Genomic DNA, 21,062 nt, shown 5'->3' with positions numbered 1-21,062 from the left:
GCGTGTCTACGCAGCGTCCGAACGCCGCTCAGAACCGCCAGCGCAGACTCAACAGCCAGGCCTGCGCACGGTAGTCGGGGCTTTCGTCACCCAGCAGGATGACGTTGGCCAGCGTGTTCGGCGCGCTGCCGTCCTCGGCGAAGTCGGCGCCGTCGAAGCGTTCGAGGCGGTAGTGCAGGCCGAGTTCGAGGCCTTCGCGCAGCGCGTAGTCGAGGCTGGCATCGAGGCGCAGCAGGCGGGCGCGGGTATCGGGCAGGGGCGCGCTGCTGAGCGCGCTGCCTGTGCTCACGCGCAGCGCGCCCTGCGCATCGCTGAGGCCGGCATCAGCACGCAGGCGCAGGCGCGAGCCCGGCGCGCGATGGGCGAGGCCGAGGCCGAGGCTGTCGACCGTATCTGCATGCTCCACCGCCCAGTTGCGGCTGGGGTCGTTGGCCTGCGGCAGGCGGCTGGCGCCGCCCTGGAAGGCCCGTCCGCGCTGCGCGGCATCCAGCCATTCGCGGCCGGCAAACGCGTTCAGCCAGAGGTGCTGAGTGAGCCCCTGCGAGAGATCCAGCTGCAGATGGCGGATGCGGCTGTCGGTCAGGCCGAACTCCGAGGCCCGATAGTCGTCGCGCACTTCGCCGAGGTTGAAGTTCCACTGGCTGCGCTCGCTCGCCGCGAAGCTGGCGAAGCCGCTCATCTGGTGGCGGCGGCGATCGGCGAGGTGGTATTGGCGCAGCCCCGGCAGGTTCTCGAAGGCGCCGGGCACGGTGGCGATGTAGTCGGGGCTGTGGCCTTCAATAAAGTCGCGGCTGCCAAGGTAGGTCGAGCCTTCGCGGTCCGCGCCGCCCATCCTGAAACCGTAGTCGAAGCGCTCGCCCACGCGGTGCCGCAGCTTGAGCAGCAGTCGCTGCTCGCGGCTGTCGCTGCGCGCCGAGGCCGTGCGCGCGATGGCCTGGTGGGCGAGTTCGGCGTCGATGCCGAAGCGGCGGTCCGGGTGCCAGCCTGCGCCGAGCGCGTACAGGCTGTCGCGATAGCTGGGGGCGACGTTGAAGCGTCGGCGCGCGCTGCTGGTGGCCGTGTTCTGCGCCTCGCTGTCGCCGCTGAGGTAGACGAACTCGTCGACCGGCGTGCGGTTGTCGCGGTCATCGATACGCAGGCGAGCATCCCATCGCAAGGCGCTGTCCGAACGCTTGGCCAGGCGCAGACTGAGCAAGCGCGTATCGACGCGGCCGTCGAGGTCCGGCCGCGGCAGCGGCACCGATAGCGCCAGCAGGGCCGGCACCGCGCTGTAGTCGAGATAGGCCTGGTTCTGACGCATCTGCCCTGCGGCGAGATCGACGTTGAGGCGCAGGCTCGGCGAGAGCGCATAGCCGATGGCCAGGCTCAGCTGATGGAAGCGGTTGTCGGGCGCCGGCTGGGCGCGATTCAGCGCAGGCGCGCCTGTCCCCGACGCCCAGCCGGCCACCTGGGCGAAGGGCGTCTGCCAGCTCAATGCATCGATCGCATTGTCGAAGTGCGAGAGATAGAAACCGCTCCGCAGCTGCAGGCGTGGTCCGACATGCAGCAGGCCGAGATCGGCCGTGCGCGTGCGCTGGTCGAGCGGGGCGGCGAGCAGGATCGCGCGCGCATTGCCGCCGGTATTGCCGGTTACCGCGGCGAAGCGGCGCAGGCCGGACTGCTGGCTCTCGCGATAGCGCGCGTCCAGCTGCAGGTGCGGGCCCAGCAGGGCGCGGCCGCGCAGCTCGGCTTGGCCGCGACGACGCTCCAGTTCGACGGGCAGCAGCGAGGGCAGCAGTGCGCGCATCGCGGCGGTGGTCGCACCGGGCACCCAGCTCGCGGGCAGGCTGAAGCCGCCGCGGCCGTTGCCGCGCATCGGCGTCAGCACGCGGGTCACGCCGCTGGACAGACGCTCGCCCTCGGCCTCGATGCGCCAGCGCCCGGCTTCGCCGAGGCCGAGCGCGACCCTCGGCTGCGGACCGCCTGCATCGCGCACTTCCGCGCGCCAGTAGCGCGATGACTCTGGCGCCAGCGGTGTGCACAGCAGCAGATCCAGCAGGCCAAGCGCACCTTCGTCCTGCCTTCGTCCGGCGAGGTCGCCGCGGCGGAAGGGATCGGTGCTGGGCAAGGCTGCGCGTATCACCAGGCTTTGGCAGTCGTCGTTGACGGGCAGCCACTCTGGGGCCTGCCCGTCGGCGGCGACGACGGTTCGGCTGCAGGCCAGCGCGAGGGCGAGTGCCGTGGCAAGCGGTGCGATCCTGCAGTGCATGGCGGTCTCCAAAGCAAGGTCTGAGCAGCTCCGTCCGGGAGTCGTTCAGACGTCATGAGTCCGGCGCCTGTCCGTACTCGTTCACGCTGAATCAGGCACTTGCGTGCTTGATTCGCGGGCGCGCCATCCCTGGCGCACGGGAAGCTCTGATACATCAGGGCTTCCCTAACGGCTTGTTGAAAGACCCCCTTCCGGGGAGTTCTTCAAGTCGGCGGTCCGGCGCAGGTCCGTACCGCCTCACCACACATCCATCGCTTGCGCGCTTGCTTCGTCGTCCCGGCCATCCCTGGCCGGGCTAGCAGGCTGCTTTTCAACAGCCTGCTAACGCGTAGCGCTGACGCCGGAAGGATGGTTGCTGCCGTGCACCTGCTGATGGCAGTTGAGGCAGTCCTGGCCCATCAGCGAGGTCGAGCCCGACGGCAGGCTGCTGCCCGACAGCCCAGTGCCCGACAGCGCAGTGCTCGGATGGAACTGCGCCAGATGGCACTGCTGGCAGAGGAAGGGCGTGCGCTGCTTCAGCAGTGCCGCATGCGAGCTGCCGTGCGGGCTGTGGCAGCTCATGCAGTCCTCGGCGGCCGGCGGGTGCTCCCACAGGAAGGGGCCGCGCATCTCGGCGTGGCATTCGTGGCAGGTCTCGTTGAGCGTGCTGCGGGTCAATGCGGCTGGCGTGGCGCTGCCGTGCGCGGCGTGGCAGTCGCTGCACTGCATGCGGCCGAGGTCCAGCGGGTGCGCGGAAACCTTAAGGAACTCCGCATGCTCCTTGCGGTGGCAGCTGGCGCAGCGCTCGACCTCGGTGTTGGCGCTCAGCATGGGATCGTCGAGGGTGTGCAGCTGATGGCAGTCGACGCAGGCCAGCCCGGCATCAGCGTGCGCGCTGGCGCTCCAGTGCATCGTGCTGCCGCGGTGGCAGTCGATGCAGACCGCATCGCCGGTGCCGCCGCCCTCGCCCTTGGCGAAGCGCACGTCGGTGGCAGCGCGTGGTTCGCCGTGCGGCGGCCTTCGCAAATGGGCCTCGCTGGCGCCGTGGCAGCTGGCGCAGCCTGCTTCGGCGAAGCGGTTGCGCGGGTCTGACAGCACCGCGTGCGGCCCATGCAGCACCGCATTGAGCTGCGGGTCGTCGTGACAAGCGAGACAGGTGTCGGCCGCCTCTAGCAGCTGGGCTTGCGCCGGCTGCAGCGTGGCCAGCCCGGCCCAGAGCAGGGGCGCACAGGCGCTGAGAAGCAGCCGATGCAAGCGCATCCGAGTCAGATCCATGCAAGTTGCCCCCGCGCAGCCCGGTGCCTTGCAGTCTAGACACCGACTGCGGACACGGATTTGATCAGGATCGGGTGCGGGCCTTGAGCTGCAGGCATGCTCACCTTTCGTGATCGCCCGGAGCGCTGCATGTCCCCGCCCAGCCCTTCCAAGCCCTTGGCACAGCGTGCCGCCTTCTGGCTCGGAATCTACGTGCTGCTGGTGATCGCTCCGCTCGGCCTGCTGCTGCTCGGCGAGCGCCCGCGACCCGGTGGGTTCTGGTGGGATTTCGCGCTGGCGCTGGGCTATGCCTCGCTGGCGATGATGGGCCTGCAGTTCGCGCTGACCGCGCGCTTCAAGCGGGCGACTGCGCCCTTTGGCATCGACCTCATCTACTACTTCCACCGCTACCTCGCCTCGATCGCGACGGCACTGCTGGTGGCGCACGCCCTGATCCTGCTGCTGCGCTTTCCGGCGGCGGTGGGACGTTTCGAATTCGTCAACCTACCCATCCACATGAGCGCCGGTTGGGTCGGGCTGTTCGCCTTTCTCGCGCTGGTCGCCAGCTCGCTGTGGCGCAAGCAGCTTCGTCTGGAGTACGACCGCTGGCGCCGCGTGCATGTGGTGCTGGCAGTGATCGGCCTGGCCGCCGCCTTCGTCCACGTATTGGGCTCGGCCAGCTATCTGGAAGCGCCGTGGAAGTACGCGCTGTGGGCCGGGCTCGGCGCGTTCTGGCTGGGCCTGGTGCTGTGGGTGCGGGGACTGCGTCCGCTGGCCTTGATGCGTCGGCCCTGGAAAGTGGTCGAGGTGCGGCGCGAGCGTGGGCGAAGCTGGACCGTGGCCATCGAGCCCGAGGACGGGCAGGGCTTCGACTATCGCGCCGGCCAGTTCGCTTGGTTGAGCCTGCGGGCCTCGCCTTTCGCCATGCGCGAGCATCCGTTCTCGATCGCTTCCAGCCCCAGTCGGCCGGGCAGACTGGAGTTCACCATCAAGGAGCTGGGCGATTTCACTCGCACCATCGGCAGCCTTCAGCCCGGCGAGCGCGCCTGGGTGGATGGCCCCTACGGCAGCTTCGGCGTTCGCGGGCACGAGGACGCGCCGGGTCTCGTGTTCATCGCCGGCGGCGTCGGCATCGCGCCGGTGATGAGCCTGCTGCGCTGGCTGGCTGACCAGAAAGACACCCGACCGCTGTGGCTGTTCTATGGCAACCGCGACATCGAGCGCATCGTCTTCCGTGAGGAGCTTGAAGCCCTGCAGCAGCGGCTCTCGCTCAAGCTGGTGCACGTGCTCGGTGATCCGCCGGACGATTGGCAGGGCGAGCGCGGCTTCATCACTGCCGAGGTATTGAATCGCCATTTGCCTGGGCAGCGCGATCGTTTGCACTACTTCGTGTGCGGCCCCGAACCGATGATCCGTCTGTCCGAGCGCAGTCTCGACGCCCTCGGCGTGCCGCTCGCCCGACTGCATTCCGAGATCTTCGATCTCGCCTGAAGCCGATCACTGCATTCCACCGACAGGAGACACACCATGCGAGAACTCTGGGCCCGCCGCCTTGCCGCTATCACCGGTCTAATGGTCGTACTGCTGTCCGCGGCCTTCGCGGCGGTGCAGAACCCGCCTGCGGACCCCGCGCACGTTGCGGTGGCCGCGGACGGCGTCGACGCCGCGCGGCTGGCGCGCGGCCGCGCCGTGCTGGAGGCGAACGACTGCCTGATGTGTCACTCGATCGCCGGCGAGGGCAGCCCGCGCAGTCCGCTCGACGGCGTCGGTTCGCGTCTGTCCGAGACCGAGATCCTGCATTTCGCGATCGCCGACGAATCGGTGCAGGACGATCTGTCGCCGCGCGCGATCAAGGCCAAGCGTGACTATGCCGAACTGCCGCAGGAAGACCTGCAGGCGATGACGGCGTATCTCGCTTCACTCAAGTAGCAGAGGGCGACCGTGGGGCAAAGCGCGCACTGCCCGCCAGCGCCTCACTCGTCCTCGAGCTGGCTGCGCGCGTACTCGGCGTCGAGCTTCTCCATGGCGTCCTTGGGCTTCAGTTTGGCGGCGCGCTCATAGGCCGCGGCCGCGTCGTCCTCGCGCTTGTCGCCGTAGAGCAGCATCAGGCCGTTGCCGTACTCGATGTGGGCGATCGGCGAGTCGGGGGTCAGCTCGACGGCGGTGGCGAGGTGTTTCTCGCCGACCGCGGCTTTGGCGCCATAGGTCAGCCCTCCGAGCATGCTGCCGACCTTGTTGATGATCTCGGCGTGGTACAGCCCCAGCGCGGTATGTGCCTCGGCGTGCTTCGGCGCGAGTTTCAGCGTGGCGTCTAGGCTTTCTTTGACCTTGCCGGCCAGGCCCTGCGTCAGCGCCTTGGCAATGGAGATGCTCTGGCTGTAGCGGCCGATCGCGAACGCCCGGCGGAAGTGGCTGTTGGCCCGCTTGGGCAGGGCTTCGGCTGCGGCTTCGGCCAGCGTCACCAGCTGTTCGTAGCGCTTGAGCTTGGCGGCATCGCTGTCGAGCAGATGACTGCCGTGGATGCCGCCGGCCTTCACCGCCACCGATGCGCCGAGCACGCCCAGCGATTCGCCCAGTTCAAAGGCCTGCTGGAAATCGCCGGCGTGGAAGGCGCGCCACGCCTGCTGCAGCATCGTGGCGGATTCAGCGGGGTCGAGCTTCAGCTTCGCAGCCTTCAGGCTGGCGGCGACATCGGCTTCGTCAGGGTAGGGCTCGCTGTCGCCCGCGTGCAGTTTCGCCCATGCTTTCTCCAGCTTGGCGCCAGCGAAGTCGAAGCCCTTGCTGTCATGGGGAAACGCCGCCCAGGCTTTGCTCTTGGCCATTCCATCCTCCCGACACGCGCGGTGCGCGTAGTGTGTTTGTTCTATCGCGCAAACCTAGCATGCGATGCGGCGCCGTTGCGGTGCCGCGTGCGCCATCCGGCGCTTCGCTCCGCGAGCAGGAACCCTCCCATGAAGCAGATCAAAGCCCGTCGTGTCGCCAAACCCGCCAAGGCTGAGCTGACGCCTCGCAACCTCACCCTCGCCGCGCTTGGCGTGGCCGCCATTGCTCGTCGCGAAGGCCGCGGCTTGCTGGGGCGTATCGAGAACCGCAGCCGCCGCCTCGCCGAGCGCGTGCAGCTGGAGGCCGGCGCTGCCAGTGGCCGTGTGGTGGAGTTGGCCGAGCAGGTCCGCAGCCGCGTCGAGCAGGCCAGCAAGCCGCTCATCGCCCGCGTGGAGAAGCTGCTGGGCCGTACGTTGAAAGGCACGACCAAGCGCAAGCCCGCGGCGAAGCGAGCTCCCGCGCGTCGCGCAGTCAAGCCCGCCGCCCGCAAGAGCACGCGTCGCGCCTGAGGCGAACTCGCCGCGCCGCAAGCAACAAGGCCCGCTGATGCGGGCCTTGTTGCTTGCGGGTTCCCATCTGTGGCGATCCGCTGCGCGACGCAGTGCTGATCCAGGAGAGGGCAGGATGCTGCCCGAGCCCCCTCTCCCCAACCCCTCTCCCACGAGGGGAGAGGGGCTCAGTGAAGCAGGTTTGACGCGGTCGGCCGTCCACACTGCGCAGAACACGTCGCCTGAAGGCCCTCGCGCTCGATCGACTCAGGCGTCGAATCCCCAATTCCCAATCCCGAATCCCGGCTCTTCACCTGTACGCCGCCAGCAGATGATGCAGGTGCACGCGCTCGGCATCGCGCAGGAAAGGGGCGATCAGCATCAGCACCTGGTGGATGCCGCGGTTGACGCTCTCGCGCTCGTCCTGCTCGCCGCGCACCGCGCTGAAGTTCAGCCAGAAGGTCGAGATCAGCAGGATGTTGGTCGACGTGGCCTGGATCTCATCGGCGCTGGCACGCATGACCTCCGCGCGCACCAGACCCTGCATGATCCGGATGGCATTCTCGCCAGCGCGCTTGAAGATGCGCGCGAAGTGCATGCGCAGCTTGCGGTTGCGGCTGGTGATGTCGACCAGATCGCGGTAGACGAAGCGGAAATCCCAGATGCACTCGAACACCGCGTGCAGCTGCAGCCAGATGTCCTCCAGCGTCGGCAGGCGGTCGTCAGGGGCTGCGAGCGCGCTGTCCATGCGCGCCTCGAAGCGCGCGAACAGCTGCTCGATGATGTCGTCCTTATTGCGGAAGTGGTAGTAGAGATTGCCGGGGCTGATCTCCAGCTCGTCGGCGATGTGGTTGGTGCTGACGTTGGGCTCGCCGCGCGCGTTGAACAGCGCAAGGCTCGCTTCGAGGATGCGCTCGCGGGTGTCGCGCGCCATTGGTGGGGTGTCCAAGGAGGGCGCCTTTCGGCGCGTGGCGGGCGGCTCAGCCGGTCAGCTTTTTCACCAGCGCGATGTACTTCTTCATCGCATCGTCCTTGGACGTGCCGGCGAGCTTGGTCCAGGCCTCGTACTTGGCCGTGCCGACGAAGTCGAAGAAGCCGGGCTTGGGGCCATTGACGTCGCCTTCGGCGCCCTGCTTGTACAGCGCATACAGCTGCAGAAGGGTGTCGTTATCGGGGCGGTCAGACAGGGATTTCACTGCGACGGCGGCGGCTTCGAACTGGCTCTTCAGATCGCTCATGGAACGGTTCCCCCGGGAGTCATGCGGCGCCCCTGGCGCCGGGAGCGCGTTGATAGCACGCTGCGGAAACGAGGGTCAAACGCAAAACGGCGGCGAGCGCGGAAACCGCACTCGCCGCCGCTCAGTGGACCGGACTGGGCTCAGGTGCCGATGATGCCGCCGTCGTTCTTGGTGACGATCACGGTGGCCGAGCGCGGGCGCGCGCCGTTGCCGTCGGGCCAGCTGCTGCCGTCGGCGGGGTGCTGGATATTGACGAACATGGTCCGCAGGTCGGGCGTGCAGACCACGCCGGTGACCTCGCAGCCGACCGGGCCGACCAGGAAGCGGCGGATGTCGCCGGTGGCAGGATCCACCGCCAGCATGGCGTTGTTGCCGAAGGGCCCGGAGTTGAGCTGGCTGCCGCTCATGTCGGTCTGGATCCACAGCAGGCCGCCGTCGTCGAACCACAAGCCATCAGGGCTCGCGTGGATGGAGTTGGCGTCAAGCTTGGCCGTGCCGCCGGCCGCGGGATTCGCGCTGTCGGCCTCGGTGCCGGCGAGCATGAAGATGTCCCAAGCGAAGCGCGTGGCGGCGTGGTCGTTGCCGGCTTCGCGCCAGCGCACGATGTGGCCGAACGGGTTGGGCCCGCGGGGGTTCGAGGCGTCGCGCTGCGCGGCGGTCCGGGCGCTGTTGTTGGTCAGCGTGAAATAGACCTGTCCCGTGCGCGGATCGACCGCGCCCCACTCGGGGCGATCCATCTTGGTCGCGCCCATCACGTCGGCGGCGAGACGCGTGTTGACCAGCACATCCGCCTGGCTGCTGAAATTGACGCCAGCGGCGGCTGCCTTGGCCTTGAAGCCCGCATCGTCGAAATCCAGCGGCAGCCACTCACCGCTGCCGTCCGCGTTGAACTTCGCCACGTAGAGCGTGCCGCGATCCAGCGCGTTCTGGGCTACGGTCAGCGGGGCGGGCAAGTACACGTCGCGGGTCACGAACTTGTAGATGTACTCGTTCTGCGAGTCGTCGCCCGAGTAGAACACCATGGGACGTCCGACCACGACCGGCGCGAACACGCAGCCCTCGTGCGCGAAGCGGCCCATCGCGGTGCGCTTGACCGGCATGGCGTCCGGGTTGGACGGATCGATCTCGAGGATCCAGCCCTGTCCGTTGGTCTCGTTGCGGAAATCGCCGGCGGCGCTGTTGGCGGTGGGCGTGGTGTTGAAGCGCTCTTCCGTCGTTTCCCAGCGGTAGCGGCTGGTGCTGGTCGCAACGCCATAGCGGCTCTGCTCGCGCGGCCGGGTGCCGGTGTTGACGAAGTAGCCGGCCCAGTTCTCCTCGCAGGTCAGATAGGTGCCCCAGGGCGTAAAGCCATGCGCACAATTGTTGATGGTGCCGCGGGTGCGGGTGCCGTCGGGGCTGTACTTGGTCACGACGAAGCTCGAGCCGCGCACCGGTCCGCCGATCTCACAGGGCGTGTTGGCGGTGATGCGGCGGTTAAAGCGCGAATCGCGCACCACGCTCCAGTTGCCGTTGTCCTGGCGCGCGACCTCCATGACGCTGACGCCGTGGGCCGCGATTTCCTTGCGGACGTCATCGGGCAGGCGCTTGCCCTCCACCAGCACCTGTCCGTTGGGGTGCAGCTCGGTCTGCTCGATGTACTCGTGGTTCATCACCAGCAGGCCGTTGCGGTTGCGCTCTTCCTGGCGGCCGCCGAGCGGGAAGTAGTGCATGCCATCGTGGTTCTGGCCGATCAGACGCTCCTGATCCGCGCCGGTGTTGGTGCCGTCCGTCTTGTAGGCCGGCGAGTCGGTGAACAGGGCATCGCCCCAGCGGAAGGCGACGCGCGCCGTGTAGCCCGGCGGTACGGTGACCGCATCGAGGCGATTGGCCGCGATGGGCTGAAAGGCTGGACGCCGCGGCAGCGGCAGCGGCAGCGACTTCTCGCCGTTCAAGAAGGCCGGCAAGGCTTCGCCGCCTTTGGCGAACACCTCTTGGCTGACGAACATCGCGCCGACCGCAGCGGCCAGGCCGCCCTTCAGCAGCTGGCGGCGGCTGCGGCTGGCCAGCACGTCGGCGAAGTGGGCGTTGCCGGAGCGGTTGCTGTCCTCGAAGTCGAAGTCTTCCGGACCGTAGGGAAGGGGGCTGGCGTCTTTCTGCATGGCGGGCTCCAGGTGCCGGGAGAGATTTCCCGAAGCCCGCAAGCATCGAAGCCTGGCATGACGGAACGGGGTCAGTCGGATTGCATTGAAGTGACCTGCAGATGACGGGTAGGCGCAGCGCGGAACTGGCGCTATCGTGGCGCCCATACCATGGGGCGCCGGACGGGGGCGTTCGGACGCCGCAGACGACCACGAGGGAGGGACCGCAATGAGCTATTTCGTCACCGGCGCCACCGGCTTCATCGGCCGGCATCTGATCAGCAACCTGCTGAAGCGCAAGGGCACGATCCATGTGCTGGTGCGCAAGAGTTCGCAGGCCAAGCTGAAGGACATTGGCGAGCGCATGGGCTGGGACATGACGCGAGTCCAGCTGGTGATCGGGGATCTGTCGAAGTCCAAGCTCGGTGTCTCGGCCGCACAGCTGAAGGCGCTGTCCGGCCAGGTCAAGCATTTCTTCCACCTTGCAGCGATCTACGACCTCGCCGCCAGCGCGGAGGCGCAGATCGGCCCGAACGTCGACGGCACGCGCCACGCCATCGAATGCGCCGAGGCGATCGGCGCCAAGACCTTTCACCATACGAGCTCGATTGCCGTGGCGGGTCTCTACACCGGCGTGTTCCGCGAGGACATGTTCGCCGAAGCCGAGAAGCTCGATCACCCCTATTTCCGCACCAAGCACGAAGCCGAGAAGGTGGTGCGGGAGCACTGCCGGATCGCTTACCGCATCTATCGTCCCTCGATGGTGATCGGCCATTCGAAAACCGGCGAGATCGACAAGATCGACGGGCCCTACTACTTCTTCACCCTGATCAAGAAGCTGCGCAGCCTGTTGCCGCCCTGGATGCCGACCATGGGCATCGAGGGCGGACGCATGAACATGGTGCCGGTCGACTACGTCGCCGATGCCATGGACCACATCGCCCACAAGCCTGGACTGGATGGGGGCTGCTTCCATCTGACCGACCCCGCGCCGCGGCGGATCGGCGAGGTGTTGAACCTGTTCGCGCGCGCGGGCCACGCGCCGCAGATGACCATGCGTCTCGATGCTCGCATGTTCAGCTTCATTCCAGCACCGGTGCGAATGGCGCTCAGCAACCTGGCGCCGGTCAAGCGCTTCACCGGCATGGTGCTGAAGGATCTCGGCATCCCCTCTTCGGTGTTGGGGCTGATCAACTATCCGACGCGTTTCGATTGCCGCGAGACCGAGCGCGCTCTCAAGGGCTCGGGTATCCGCGTGCCCGATCTTGAGAACTACGCGTGGCGTCTGTGGGACTACTGGGAGCGCCACCTTGATCCGGAGCTGTTCGTTGATCGCTCGCTGCGCGGGCGCGTCGAAGGCAAGGTGGTGCTGATCACCGGCGCCTCATCCGGCATCGGCCGCTCAGCGGCGCTCAAGGTGGCTGCGGCCGGCGCGGTGACGATCATCGTCGCCCGCGGCCAGGAGGAACTCTTCAAGACGCGCGACGAGATCATCGCCGCGGGCGGCAACTGTCATGCCTACACGGCTGACCTCGCCGATCTGAATTCCTGCGATGAGCTGCTGCGACAGGTGATCGCCGAGCACGGCCGGGTCGACATCCTCGTCAACAACGCCGGCCGCTCGATCCGCCGCTCGATCGCGCTCTCCTACGATCGCTTCCATGATTTCGAGCGCACGATGCAGCTCAACTACTTCGGATCGCTGCGTCTGATCATGGGCGTGCTGCCGGGCATGACCGAGCGCAGACGCGGCCAGATCATCAACATCAGCTCGATCGGCGTGCTGGCCAATTCGCCGCGCTTCTCGGCCTACGTCGCCTCCAAGGCCGCGCTGGATGCCTTCAGCCGCTGCGCGCAGGGCGAGTTCTCTGGCCACAACATCGCGTTCACCACGATCAACATGCCGCTGGTGCGAACGCCGATGATCGCGCCGACCAAGATGTACGACTCGGTGCCGACCATCTCGCCCGACGAAGCGGCGGATCTGATCGTGCAGGCGATCATCGAACGGCCCAGCCGCATCGCGACGCGCCTTGGCATCTTCGCCGCAGTGCTGAATGCGATCGCCCCCAAGGCCTACGAAGTGGTCATGAACACCGCCTTCCAGCTGTTCCCCGACTCGGCCGCGGCGCAGGGTCAGAAGGGCGCGGAAGTGCAGCCTTCGTCGGAGCAGATCGCCTTCGCGGCGCTGATGCGCGGCGTGCATTGGTAGGTTCTAAGGGTGATCCTTGGGAGGAGGTTTCCTTCTCCCAAGGGGAGAGCTGGCCCGCCAACGAAAAACCCCGCGCATTCGGCGCGGGGTTTTTCGTTGGCAGAGAAGCGGCGCCGGCTTACTTCATGCCGCGCAGATCGCTCAGCGGTCCCTTCTGTGCGGCAAAGAAGGCGGCGAGATCCGCCATCTGCTGTTCGTCCAGGCCGGCGACGAAGCCGGCCATGATCGCGTTGTTGCGCTCGCCGGACTTGTAGGCTTTCAGCGAGTGGAGAAGGTAGTCCTCGTACTGGCCGGCCAGATTGGGGTACTGGCCGTCACCGATGCCGTTGCCGTCGGCACCGTGGCAGGCCTGGCAGGTCTTGGCCAGTTCGCGGCCGGCTTCGACATTGCCGCGGCCCGCGTCGGCGGGAGTCGCGAATACAGTCAGCAGGGCGGCCAGCGCCGCAGAGGTCAGGATCTTCGCGCTCACTGGGCGTCACCGTTCTTGTAGCTGGAGAGGAAGGCCGCGATGTCGCGCAGCTCCTGCTGGCTGTAGCCCTCGGCCTGTGCGCGCATGGTCGGGTGTGGACGCTCGCCGTTCTGATAGGCGGTCAATGCGGCCACCAGATACTCGTAGTTCTGGCCCGCGATCTTCGGCACGTGATAGTGCGGGTAGACGTTTTTGTATCCCGCGATTCCGTGGCAACCGGTGCAGGTGTAGGCCAGCAGCTTGCCATTCTCGGCATTGCCTTCGGCCAGGGCGGGCAGCGCAGCGGTCGCCAGGGCGAGGCTTGCGACGATTCGCAGGATCGGCTTCATCGATGGGTTCCAGCGTCGGGATGTGGCGTTCTGAGCGCGCTGACCTGTCTTTCGGCAGGTTCACGGCACGTTGGAAAGCGGCGGAGTATAGCCGCAGCCGCCCGCAGGGGGCCAGCCTCAGCCCGTCGCGCCAGCGTCGCGACGGCAGTGGGCGCCCCGCGCTGGCATGCCCTTCTTCACGCGCGTCAGTGCCACCCCTCGTTCACCCTTGCGTCCTCGCTCAAGACCGCCACGCCAACCGCATTCAGCGGGCGGATTGGTGCTTGACAAGGGTGGTGTTGTAGGAAACTATAACACCACTCCTCCCCAGCCCCTGCCCGGTACACGCCATGCGCGCGCTCCCCTTGCCTGAAGTGTCGAAGACTCCCCTGCGTCTGCTTGGAGTGGGCGTGCTATGCGCAGCTCTGCTGCTGTCCGTGGGCTGCGGCCGCAGCGATGCGCCCGCCGATACGGGCGAAGCCTCCGCCGAGGTCGACGACGACAAGAAGGGCAAGGAGCGCGAAGAGCAGCCGGTGCCGGTGGAGACTGCCTTGGCCGTGCGCCAGGGCGTGACCGCCAGCTACAGCGGCACGGCGCCACTCGAGGCGCCGGGCGAAGCCCAGGTGGTGGCCAAGACTTCGGGTGTGCTGCTCCGTCTGCTTGCCGAAGAGGGCGATCGGGTCGTGGCCGGGCAGGTGCTGGCGCGTATCGATCCGGAGCGTCCGCGTCTTGAGCTGCAGCGCAATGAGGCCATGCTGCGCAAGCTCGAAGCCGAGTATCGCCGTGCCCAGGAGCTGTTCGAGCGCAAGCTGCTGGCCGCCGAAGCGCACGAGCGTCTGCGCTTCGATCTCGACACCCAGCGCGCGGCTTACGAGATGGCCAAGCTTGAGCTGTCCTACACCGAGATTGTTGCGCCCTTCGATGGCGTCGTCGCACAGCGCATGGCGAAAGAGGGCAACCTGATCCAGGTCAATCAGGCGATGTTCCGGGTGGTCGACACCTCGCGCCTGGAGGCCGTTCTGAACGTGCCAGAGCGCGAGCTGGCCACCCTCAAGGCGGGGCAGCCGGTCGCGCTGCGCGTGGACGCTGCGCCTGGTGTCGTGTTCGACGGGTCCATTGATCGGGTCAGCCCGGTGGTGGACGCCGCCAGCGGCACCTTCCGTGTGGTCACTGCCTTCAGCGAACCCAGCGGCCTGTTGAAGCCCGGCATGTTCGGGCGCATCGAGGTCGTCTATGACGAGCGCCTGGAGGCATTGACTGTCCCGCGCGAGGCGCTGATCGAAGGCGAGGGCGTGCCCGCGGTCTTCGTGGTCCGCGACGGGCGCGCAGTGCGCACGCCCATTGAAATCGGCCACGTCAGCGGCAGCGTCGCGGAAGTGCGCGGCGGCTTGGCCGAGGGCGACCGGGTGGTCACCACCGGCAAGGTCACCCTGCGTGACGGTGCGCTGCTGCAGCTGATCGGCGAGCCCGCCGAACCCGTCGACGCCGCCGCCATCGCACAAGGCAAGACCGCCGCCGGCACCGCCGGCTGATCCGGGTCGCAAGGAACGCCTCATGAACATTGCCGAGATCGCCACCCGCCGTCGCGTGACGGTGGGAATGGTGACGATCACCTTCGTGCTTTTCGGCCTGATCGCTTTGCGCGATCTCAAGGTCAATCTGCTGCCTGACCTGAGCTACCCGACCCTGACCGTGCGCACCGAGTACACCGGCGCGGCGCCCTCGGAAATCGAGAACCTCGTCACAGAGCCGGTCGAAGAAGCGGTCGGTGTAGTCAAGAACCTTCGACGCCTGCGCTCGGTGTCGCGCACCGGGCAGAGTGATGTGGTCCTGGAGTTCGCCTGGGGCACCGACATGGACCGCGCCGGCATCGAGGTGCGCGACAAGCTGGAGCTGCTGCGCCTGCCGCTGGAGGCCGAGAAGCCGGTGCTGCTGCGTTTCGACCCCTCGACCGAGCCGATCATGCGCTTGGGTCTGGTCGCGAAGACCGCGCAGACAAGCTCCGATGTCGCTGCCCTGAAGGATCTTCGTCGCTATGCGGATGAAACGCTGAAGAAGCGGCTGGAACCCGTGGGTGGCGTTGCGGCGGTCAAGGTCAGCGGTGGTCTGGAGGACGAAGTGCAGGTCCTGTTGGATCCGCAGCGGCTGGCCCAGCTCAATCTGACGCCTGCCCGAGTGATTGATCGACTGCGTCAGGAGAACGTCAACATCTCGGGTGGCGCCATCGACGAGGGCAACCAGCGCTATCTCGTGCGAACGGTTAACCAGTTCGCCACCGTTGAGCAGATGCAGGAAATGCTGGTTGCGGTCGACCAGGGCGTGCCGGTTCGGCTGCGCGACGTCGCCCAGGTCGCTCAAGGCTTCAAGGAGCGCGAGGCGATCATTCGCATGGACGGTCGCGAAGCCATCGAGCTTGCGATCTACAAGGAAGGTGACGCCAACACGGTCGCGGTCGCTGAAGGCTTGGCCGAACAGCTGGAGCGATTGCGCGAGAACCTTCCGGCAGACGTCGACCTGATCGTTGTGGACGACCAGTCGGTGTTCATTCGCGGGTCGCTGGATGACGTCCGCAACGAAGCCCTGATGGGCGGCCTGCTGGCCATCCTGATCATCTTCTTCTTCCTCCGCGATGGCTGGAGCACATTCGTCATCGGCCTCACGCTGCCGGTCTCCGTCATCAGCACCTTCTTCCTGATGGAGCAGGTCGGTCTCAGTCTGAACATCATGACCCTCGGTGGCTTGGCACTCGCCACCGGCATGGTGGTCGACGATTCGATCGTGATCCTCGAGTCCATCGCCAAAGCGCGCGAGCGAGGCCTCGGAGTCCTGGAGGCTGCGGTGGAGGGTGCCTCAGAGGTTCGCCTCGCGGTCGTGGCGTCCACCTTGACCAATATCGCGGTGTTCCTGCCCATGGTGTTCGTCGAAGGCGTGGCCGGCCAGCTGTTCGGTGAGCAGGCGCTGACCGTCGCCATCGCGATCCTGGTTTCCATGGTTGTGTCGATGACACTGATTCCGATGCTGGCGTCATTGAAGTCGGCCGCGCCGCTCGGATTTCCCGAAGATGGCAGGCCGCTGCCGGCGCCAAGCGGCCGTTGGGCGAGGCTGCGACTGGCGGTGCTTCATGCCGTGCTGCGAGTCGCCCTGGCCATTGGCACCGTGGTTGGCCGCGTCTTGGGCGGCGTCGGAAGCCTCCTCCTGCGCCCCTACGACTGGCTTGCCGCGTACTACCGGCGAGCGTTGCCGGCGGCGTTGGCGCGGCCCGCGCCGATCATGGTGCTGTCTGCGCTTGCATTCGCCGGGAGCCTGTCCCTGGTGTCCGGCTTGGGTCTCGATCTGATCCCTCAGCTTGCGCAGGGCCGTTTCGAGATGACCGTGAAGCTGCCTCCGGGCACGCCGCTGGCGGACAGCGACGCCCTGGTCCGCGAGATTCAGACGCGCCATACCGAGGATCCGAGGATTCGCACCATCCACGGCGTCAGCGGCAGCGGCACCCGCCTCGATGCCAATCCCACCGAGTCGGGTGAGAACATCGGCAAGCTGCTCATCGTTCTTGCGGACGGGGAGGGCGAACAGGCGGAAGCCGAGGTGACCGAAGAGCTTCGACGCACGATGGAGGCATGGCCCCGGGCCGACGTGAAGTTCTCCCGTCCGGAGTTGTTCTCCTTCGCCACTCCGCTGGAGATCGAGATCCGTGGCTACGATCTGGGTCAGCTGAAGACGGCAGGCCAGGAGCTGGCGCGACGGCTGCAGGCCGACGATCGCTATGCCGACGTCAAATCGACGGTGGAACAGGGCTTCCCCGAGATCCAGGTGCTGTTCGACGCTGAGCGCGCGGCGGCGCTGAATCTGACCACCCGGCAGATCGCCGACCAGGTGGTGCGCCAGGTGCGCGGCGAAGTGGCCACGCGCTACAGCTTCCGCAACCGCAAGATCGATGTGCTGGTGCGCGCCGAGGAGTCGGCCCGTGCCTCGGCCGCCGAAATCTCACAGCTGATCGTCAACCCCGAAAGCGAGCGCCCGGTTCGGCTTTCTGCCGTGGCCGAGATCATCAGCACCGAAGGTCCGAGCGAGATCCATCGTGTCGACCAGGAACGTGTCGCCATCGTGTCTGCCAACCTGCGCTACGGCGATCTCGGCACGGCGGTGGCGAACATCGAGCGCATGCTGGCCGAACAGCCACTCGGCGCCGGACTCGACGTCAACATTGGCGGCCAGAATGAAGAGCTTCAGGACTCCGTGCGCTCGCTGGTGTTCGCGCTGGTGCTGGCCATCATCATGGTCTACATCGTGATGGCCTCGCAGTTCGAGTCGCTGCTGCACCCCTTCGTCATCATGTTCACCATCCCGCTGGCGGCGGTGGGCGCCATTCTTGCCCTCAAGCTCTCGGGTAATGGCCTGTCGGTGGTGGTCTTCATCGGCCTCATCCTGCTGGCAGGCATCGTGGTCAAGAACGCGATCATGCTGATCGACCGCGTCAACCAGCTTCGAGAAGAGGGCGTGCCCAAGCTGCAGGCGATCTGCGACGGCTCGCATGAGCGCCTGCGTCCGATCGTCATGACCACGCTGACCACCCTGTTCGGCTTCCTTCCGCTGGCGATCGGCGGTGGCGAAGGCGCCGAAGTTCGCGCGCCGATGGCGATCACCGTGATTGGCGGCCTGCTGGTGTCGACCCTGTTGACCCTGCTGGTGATCCCGGTGATGTACGCGCTGCTCGACCGCAAGCCCGACGGCTACTACTTCGAGCGCGGCGAGCGCGCCCGCGCGGCGGCCGAGGCCGAGCGCCAGGCGCGGATGCACGCAGCGGAGGCGGGCGCATGAACCTGTCGCGGCTCAGCATGCAGCGGCCGGTGACGGCCAGCATGTTCTTCATCTCGATGATGCTGGTAGGCCTGATTGCCGCTTTCCGCCTGCCGCTGGAATTCCTGCCGGAGGTCGAGGCGCCGTTCCTGTATGTCGATCTGCCCTATCAGGGCTCCAGTCCTGCCGAGATCGAGGAGACGATCACGCGTCCGGCCGAGGAGGCGCTGGCGACCCTGCCCGGCATCAGGCAGATGTCTTCGCAGTCGCGCTCCGAGGGCGCAGGCATCTTTCTGGAGTTCCAGTGGGATCGCGACATCCAGATCGCCGCGGCCGACGCGCGCGATCGGCTGGATGCGATCCGCGACGAGCTGCCTTCCGATTTCCAGCGCTACCTGGTGATGAAATTCGGTACGGCCGATCAGCCGGTGCTGCGTATCCGCGTGTCCAGCAGTCTGGATCTGCAGGCCCAGTACGATCTGCTGGATCGCGAGGTCAAGCGCCGCATCGAACGCGTCGCCGGCGTGGCGCGGGTCGATCTCTCGGGCATCGCTCCGCCCGAGGTCGAGATCGAGCTCAACAACGATCGAGTGACTGCGCACGGGATTGATCTCAATGCGCTGGCTCAGCGGCTGTCGGCGGCCAATTTCTCGGTCTCGGCCGGCCAGATCACCGAGGCCGACCGCCGTCTGCGGGTGCAGCCCGTGGGCGAGCTGCGTTCCTTGGACGAGCTGCGCCGGCTGCCGATCAATGCCTCCGGCCTGCGCCTCTCCGACATCGCCGAGGTGCGCTTGAAGCCGGGCCGCCTGGACTACGGGCGTCGACTCGACGGTCGTCCGGCGGTGGGCATCGACATCATGAAGGAACGCTCGGCCAACCTCGTGGAAGTGTCGCGCGGCGTGCTCGCAGAGATCGAAGCGATCAGCCAGCAGGCCGAGTTCCGCGACATCCAGCTGTTCGTGATGCAGGACCAGGCTGAGGGCGTCACCAGCTCCTTGTCCGAGCTGGCGGAGGCGGGCGTGCTCGGCACTCTGCTGTCGGTGCTGGTGCTGTACGGCTTTCTGCGCCACTGGCCCTCGACCCTGATGGTGTCAGTGGCCATCCCGATCTGCATCGTGATGACGCTGGGCTTCATGTACTTCATCGGGCTGTCGCTCAACATCCTCTCGATGATGGGCCTGCTGCTCGGCATCGGCATGCTGGTCGACAACGCGGTGGTGGTGGTCGAGAGCATCTACCAGAAGCGCGAGAAGTACCCGGACAACCCCTTCCGCTGCGCCATCGAGGGCACCCGCGAGGTGCAGATCGCGATCTCGGCCGGCACCCTGACCAGCATCATCGTGTTTCTGCCGAACATCTTCGGCGAGCGCAATTTCATCGCCATCTATCTCAGCCAGGTGGCGTACACGATCACGATCTCGCTGCTGTGTTCCTGGCTGGTGGCGATCAGCCTGATCCCGATGATCAGCGCACGCCTGCGGGCGCCCAAGCACCTGGTCGAGGCGGCCCAGCAGTCCAATCGCTTCCAGGACCGCTATGCGCGCTGGCTCGACGTTTCCCTGCGGCATCGCTGGAAGACCCTGCTGGCGATTGCGGCGCTGGTGGCCGTCAGCATGGTGCCGATGTTCGGCATGAAGACCGACATGTTTCCGCAGGGCGAGACCCGCGAGGTGGAGCTCAGCTACCGCTGGAACGGCAGCTACCGCCTGGAGGACATCTCGGCGGCGGTGAAGCAGGTCGAGGACTACCTCGAAGCCAACCGCGCGGAGTTCGAGATCGCCCAGATCTACAGCTGGTACAGCGAGCGCGGCTGGGCCGGCACGCGCATCGATCTTGCGCCCGAAGGCCCTACGCCGACCGCACAGCTGATGGAGCGGATCACGGCGGGCCTGCCCAAGCTCGCCATGGGCGAGGTGGCGTTCCAGCAGAACCAGGGCGGCGGGCCGGGCGGCGGCGAGGGGATGCAGGTCGCGCTGATCGGCGACAGCTCGCTGCTTCTCGAAGAACTGTCGAACGCTGTGCTGCCGGTGCTGAGCGCCCAGCCCTTCGTGCGTGACGCCTATGCTGACCTCGGTGCCAAGTCGCGCGAGATCCAGGTGCGGGTGGATCGCGATCGCGCGCTGCAGTATGGCTTCTCGGCGCAGCAGGTGGCGCAGTTCATCGGCATCGCCCTGCGCGGCACGCCGCTGCGCGAGTTCCGTTCGGGCATGACCGAAGTGCCGGTCTGGCTGCGCTTCCAGGAGTCCGATGGTGCGAGCCTCGACGACCTCCGCGACTTCAAGCTTTCCAGTCCCTTGGGCGGGCAGGTGCCGCTGCTGGCGATGGTCGAAGTGCAAGTGGTCGCCAGCCCCAGCACGATCAACCGGCAGAGCCGGCAGACCGCACTGCCCATCCGCATCGCGCTGGTCGACGGCGTCACCATGGACGAGGCGCGCGAGAAGATCGAGCCGCTGATGGAACAGTTCGAGCTGCCTTCCGGCTACCGCTGGAGTTTCGGCACCAGCTTCGAGCAGAACGACGAGGCGGGTGCGCAGATGGCATTCAACACCCTGATCGCGCTGATCATGGTCTACATCGTGATGGCGGCGGTGTTCGAGTCGATCACCTTCCCGGCGGTGATCGTCACCACCATCGGTTTCTCGGCGCTGGGCGTGTTCTGGCTGTTCTGGCTGACCGGCACCACGTTCTCGATCATGGCGGCGATCGGCATTCTGGTGCTGATGGGTGTGGTGGTGAACAACGGCATCGTGATGGTCGAGCACATCAACACCCTGCGCCGCAGCGGTCTGGATCGGCATGCGGCCCTGGTCGCGGGCTGTCGCGATCGTCTGCGGCCCATTCTGATGACGATGGGTACAACCATCCTCGGCATGCTGCCCCTGACCATCGCCGGCACCCAGATGGGCGGCGACGGCCCGCCCTACTACCCGATGGCGCGCGCGATCGTGGGTGGCCTGGTGTTCTCGACGGTGATCTCGCTGTTCGCGTTGCCGACCTTCTACGCGATCGTCGACGAATCGCGCTTGCGCTCGCGGGCGCGCTGGAAAACCGCCTGGGCGCAGATCCGGCCGATCCCGGCCGGGTGACGCGCCGGGTCGGCATCTGACGCCCGCTGCACTGCGGCGCCCC

At 66.9% G+C, this 21,062-nt stretch carries 15 protein-coding genes; 7 read left to right on the top strand and 8 right to left on the bottom strand.

The genetic code is table 11. From position 1 onward, the window contains the following. Positions 1-28: 28 nt before the first annotated feature. A complete protein-coding gene (locus H4O13_08645) occupies positions 29-2,248 on the bottom strand; it encodes an MtrB/PioB family decaheme-associated outer membrane protein (GenBank protein ID MBE5315454.1) in 2,220 nt (739 codons plus the stop codon). Between the two features lie 321 nt (positions 2,249-2,569). Beyond that, positions 2,570-3,487, bottom strand: coding sequence for a DmsE family decaheme c-type cytochrome (locus H4O13_08640; GenBank protein ID MBE5315453.1), 918 nt, complete (start codon positions 3,485-3,487; stop codon positions 2,570-2,572). Positions 3,488-3,631: 144 nt separating this feature from the next. Between H4O13_08640 and H4O13_08635 the strand changes: the two genes are divergently transcribed. Continuing rightward, positions 3,632-4,972, top strand: coding sequence for a ferric reductase-like transmembrane domain-containing protein (locus tag H4O13_08635; GenBank protein ID MBE5315452.1), 1,341 nt, complete (start codon positions 3,632-3,634; stop codon positions 4,970-4,972). Between the two features lie 36 nt (positions 4,973-5,008). Then, a complete protein-coding gene (locus tag H4O13_08630; GenBank protein MBE5315451.1) occupies positions 5,009-5,410 on the top strand; it encodes a cytochrome c in 402 nt (133 codons plus the stop codon). A 44-nt stretch (positions 5,411-5,454) separates the two neighbouring features. On the opposite strand, the gene H4O13_08625 is transcribed toward H4O13_08630, so the two are convergent. Then, on the bottom strand, positions 5,455-6,303 hold the full coding sequence (locus tag H4O13_08625) for a hypothetical protein (protein MBE5315450.1): 849 nt from the start codon (positions 6,301-6,303) through the stop codon (positions 5,455-5,457). Positions 6,304-6,432: 129 nt separating this feature from the next. Here H4O13_08625 and H4O13_08620 point away from each other — a divergent pair, with 129 nt between their 5' ends. Beyond that, the gene (locus tag H4O13_08620; GenBank protein ID MBE5315449.1) at positions 6,433-6,813 is read left to right on the top strand and encodes a hypothetical protein; all 381 of its coding nucleotides are present in this window, start codon (positions 6,433-6,435) and stop codon (positions 6,811-6,813) included. A gap of 289 nt (positions 6,814-7,102) precedes the next feature. Here the strand turns inward: H4O13_08620 and H4O13_08615 are convergent, their stop codons facing one another. From H4O13_08615 to H4O13_08605, 3 genes are all read right to left on the bottom strand, one after another. Continuing rightward, positions 7,103-7,726, bottom strand: coding sequence for a TetR/AcrR family transcriptional regulator (locus tag H4O13_08615; protein ID MBE5315448.1), 624 nt, complete (start codon positions 7,724-7,726; stop codon positions 7,103-7,105). Between the two features lie 46 nt (positions 7,727-7,772). Beyond that, on the bottom strand, positions 7,773-8,030 hold the full coding sequence (locus H4O13_08610; protein MBE5315447.1) for an acyl-CoA-binding protein: 258 nt from the start codon (positions 8,028-8,030) through the stop codon (positions 7,773-7,775). Between the two features lie 140 nt (positions 8,031-8,170). Further along, positions 8,171-10,168 (bottom strand): PhoX family phosphatase, encoded by a 1,998-nt coding sequence (locus H4O13_08605; GenBank protein ID MBE5315446.1) that lies wholly within the window; start codon positions 10,166-10,168, stop codon positions 8,171-8,173. Positions 10,169-10,376: 208 nt separating this feature from the next. Here H4O13_08605 and H4O13_08600 point away from each other — a divergent pair, with 208 nt between their 5' ends. After that, positions 10,377-12,359, top strand: a complete 1,983-nt coding sequence (locus H4O13_08600; GenBank protein ID MBE5315445.1) for an SDR family oxidoreductase — start codon at positions 10,377-10,379, stop codon at positions 12,357-12,359. A gap of 118 nt (positions 12,360-12,477) precedes the next feature. On the opposite strand, the gene H4O13_08595 is transcribed toward H4O13_08600, so the two are convergent. Together H4O13_08595 and H4O13_08590 are read right to left on the bottom strand one after the other, a co-directional pair. After that, positions 12,478-12,816 carry a cytochrome c gene (locus H4O13_08595; GenBank protein ID MBE5315444.1) on the bottom strand — a complete coding sequence of 113 codons (339 nt, stop codon included), beginning with the start codon at positions 12,814-12,816 and terminating at the stop codon, positions 12,478-12,480. 8 nt (positions 12,817-12,824) lie between these two features. Next, positions 12,825-13,157 carry a c-type cytochrome gene (locus H4O13_08590; GenBank protein ID MBE5315443.1) on the bottom strand — a complete coding sequence of 111 codons (333 nt, stop codon included), beginning with the start codon at positions 13,155-13,157 and terminating at the stop codon, positions 12,825-12,827. A gap of 329 nt (positions 13,158-13,486) precedes the next feature. On the opposite strand from H4O13_08590, the gene H4O13_08585 reads away from it, so the two are divergent. The 3 genes from H4O13_08585 to H4O13_08575 are packed head-to-tail and all read left to right on the top strand — an operon-like array spanning position 13,487 to position 21,019. Then, the gene (locus H4O13_08585; protein ID MBE5315442.1) at positions 13,487-14,668 is read left to right on the top strand and encodes an efflux RND transporter periplasmic adaptor subunit; all 1,182 of its coding nucleotides are present in this window, start codon (positions 13,487-13,489) and stop codon (positions 14,666-14,668) included. A 22-nt stretch (positions 14,669-14,690) separates the two neighbouring features. Further along, positions 14,691-17,954, top strand: a complete 3,264-nt coding sequence (locus H4O13_08580) for an efflux RND transporter permease subunit (protein ID MBE5315441.1) — start codon at positions 14,691-14,693, stop codon at positions 17,952-17,954. Next, positions 17,951-21,019: an efflux RND transporter permease subunit gene (locus tag H4O13_08575; protein ID MBE5315440.1), complete on the top strand. Its 3,069-nt coding sequence runs from the start codon at positions 17,951-17,953 to the stop codon at positions 21,017-21,019. The genes H4O13_08580 and H4O13_08575 overlap by 4 nt, the downstream gene beginning before the upstream one ends. Positions 21,020-21,062: the final 43 nt, after the last annotated feature.

The organism is Lysobacterales bacterium (genome assembly GCA_014946745.1).
Classification (GTDB): Bacteria; Pseudomonadota; Gammaproteobacteria; order Xanthomonadales; family Xanthomonadaceae; genus Aquimonas.
Note: the sequence above shows the minus strand (reverse complement) of the source record. Positions and strands in the feature narration are given on the sequence as shown.

Coding starts and splice junctions, on each gene's coding strand:
- H4O13_08615 (MBE5315448.1), bottom strand. CDS start 7,726: ATGGCGCGCGACACCCGCGAGCGCATCCTCGAAGCGAGCCTTGCGCTG.
- H4O13_08600 (MBE5315445.1), top strand. CDS start 10,377: ATGAGCTATTTCGTCACCGGCGCCACCGGCTTCATCGGCCGGCATCTG.
- H4O13_08610 (MBE5315447.1), bottom strand. CDS start 8,030: ATGAGCGATCTGAAGAGCCAGTTCGAAGCCGCCGCCGTCGCAGTGAAA.
- H4O13_08635 (MBE5315452.1), top strand. CDS start 3,632: ATGTCCCCGCCCAGCCCTTCCAAGCCCTTGGCACAGCGTGCCGCCTTC.
- H4O13_08585 (MBE5315442.1), top strand. CDS start 13,487: ATGCGCGCGCTCCCCTTGCCTGAAGTGTCGAAGACTCCCCTGCGTCTG.
- H4O13_08580 (MBE5315441.1), top strand. CDS start 14,691: ATGAACATTGCCGAGATCGCCACCCGCCGTCGCGTGACGGTGGGAATG.
- H4O13_08640 (MBE5315453.1), bottom strand. CDS start 3,487: ATGCGCTTGCATCGGCTGCTTCTCAGCGCCTGTGCGCCCCTGCTCTGG.
- H4O13_08620 (MBE5315449.1), top strand. CDS start 6,433: ATGAAGCAGATCAAAGCCCGTCGTGTCGCCAAACCCGCCAAGGCTGAG.
- H4O13_08575 (MBE5315440.1), top strand. CDS start 17,951: ATGAACCTGTCGCGGCTCAGCATGCAGCGGCCGGTGACGGCCAGCATG.
- H4O13_08590 (MBE5315443.1), bottom strand. CDS start 13,157: ATGAAGCCGATCCTGCGAATCGTCGCAAGCCTCGCCCTGGCGACCGCT.
- H4O13_08630 (MBE5315451.1), top strand. CDS start 5,009: ATGCGAGAACTCTGGGCCCGCCGCCTTGCCGCTATCACCGGTCTAATG.
- H4O13_08645 (MBE5315454.1), bottom strand. CDS start 2,248: ATGCACTGCAGGATCGCACCGCTTGCCACGGCACTCGCCCTCGCGCTG.
- H4O13_08625 (MBE5315450.1), bottom strand. CDS start 6,303: ATGGCCAAGAGCAAAGCCTGGGCGGCGTTTCCCCATGACAGCAAGGGC.
- H4O13_08605 (MBE5315446.1), bottom strand. CDS start 10,168: ATGCAGAAAGACGCCAGCCCCCTTCCCTACGGTCCGGAAGACTTCGAC.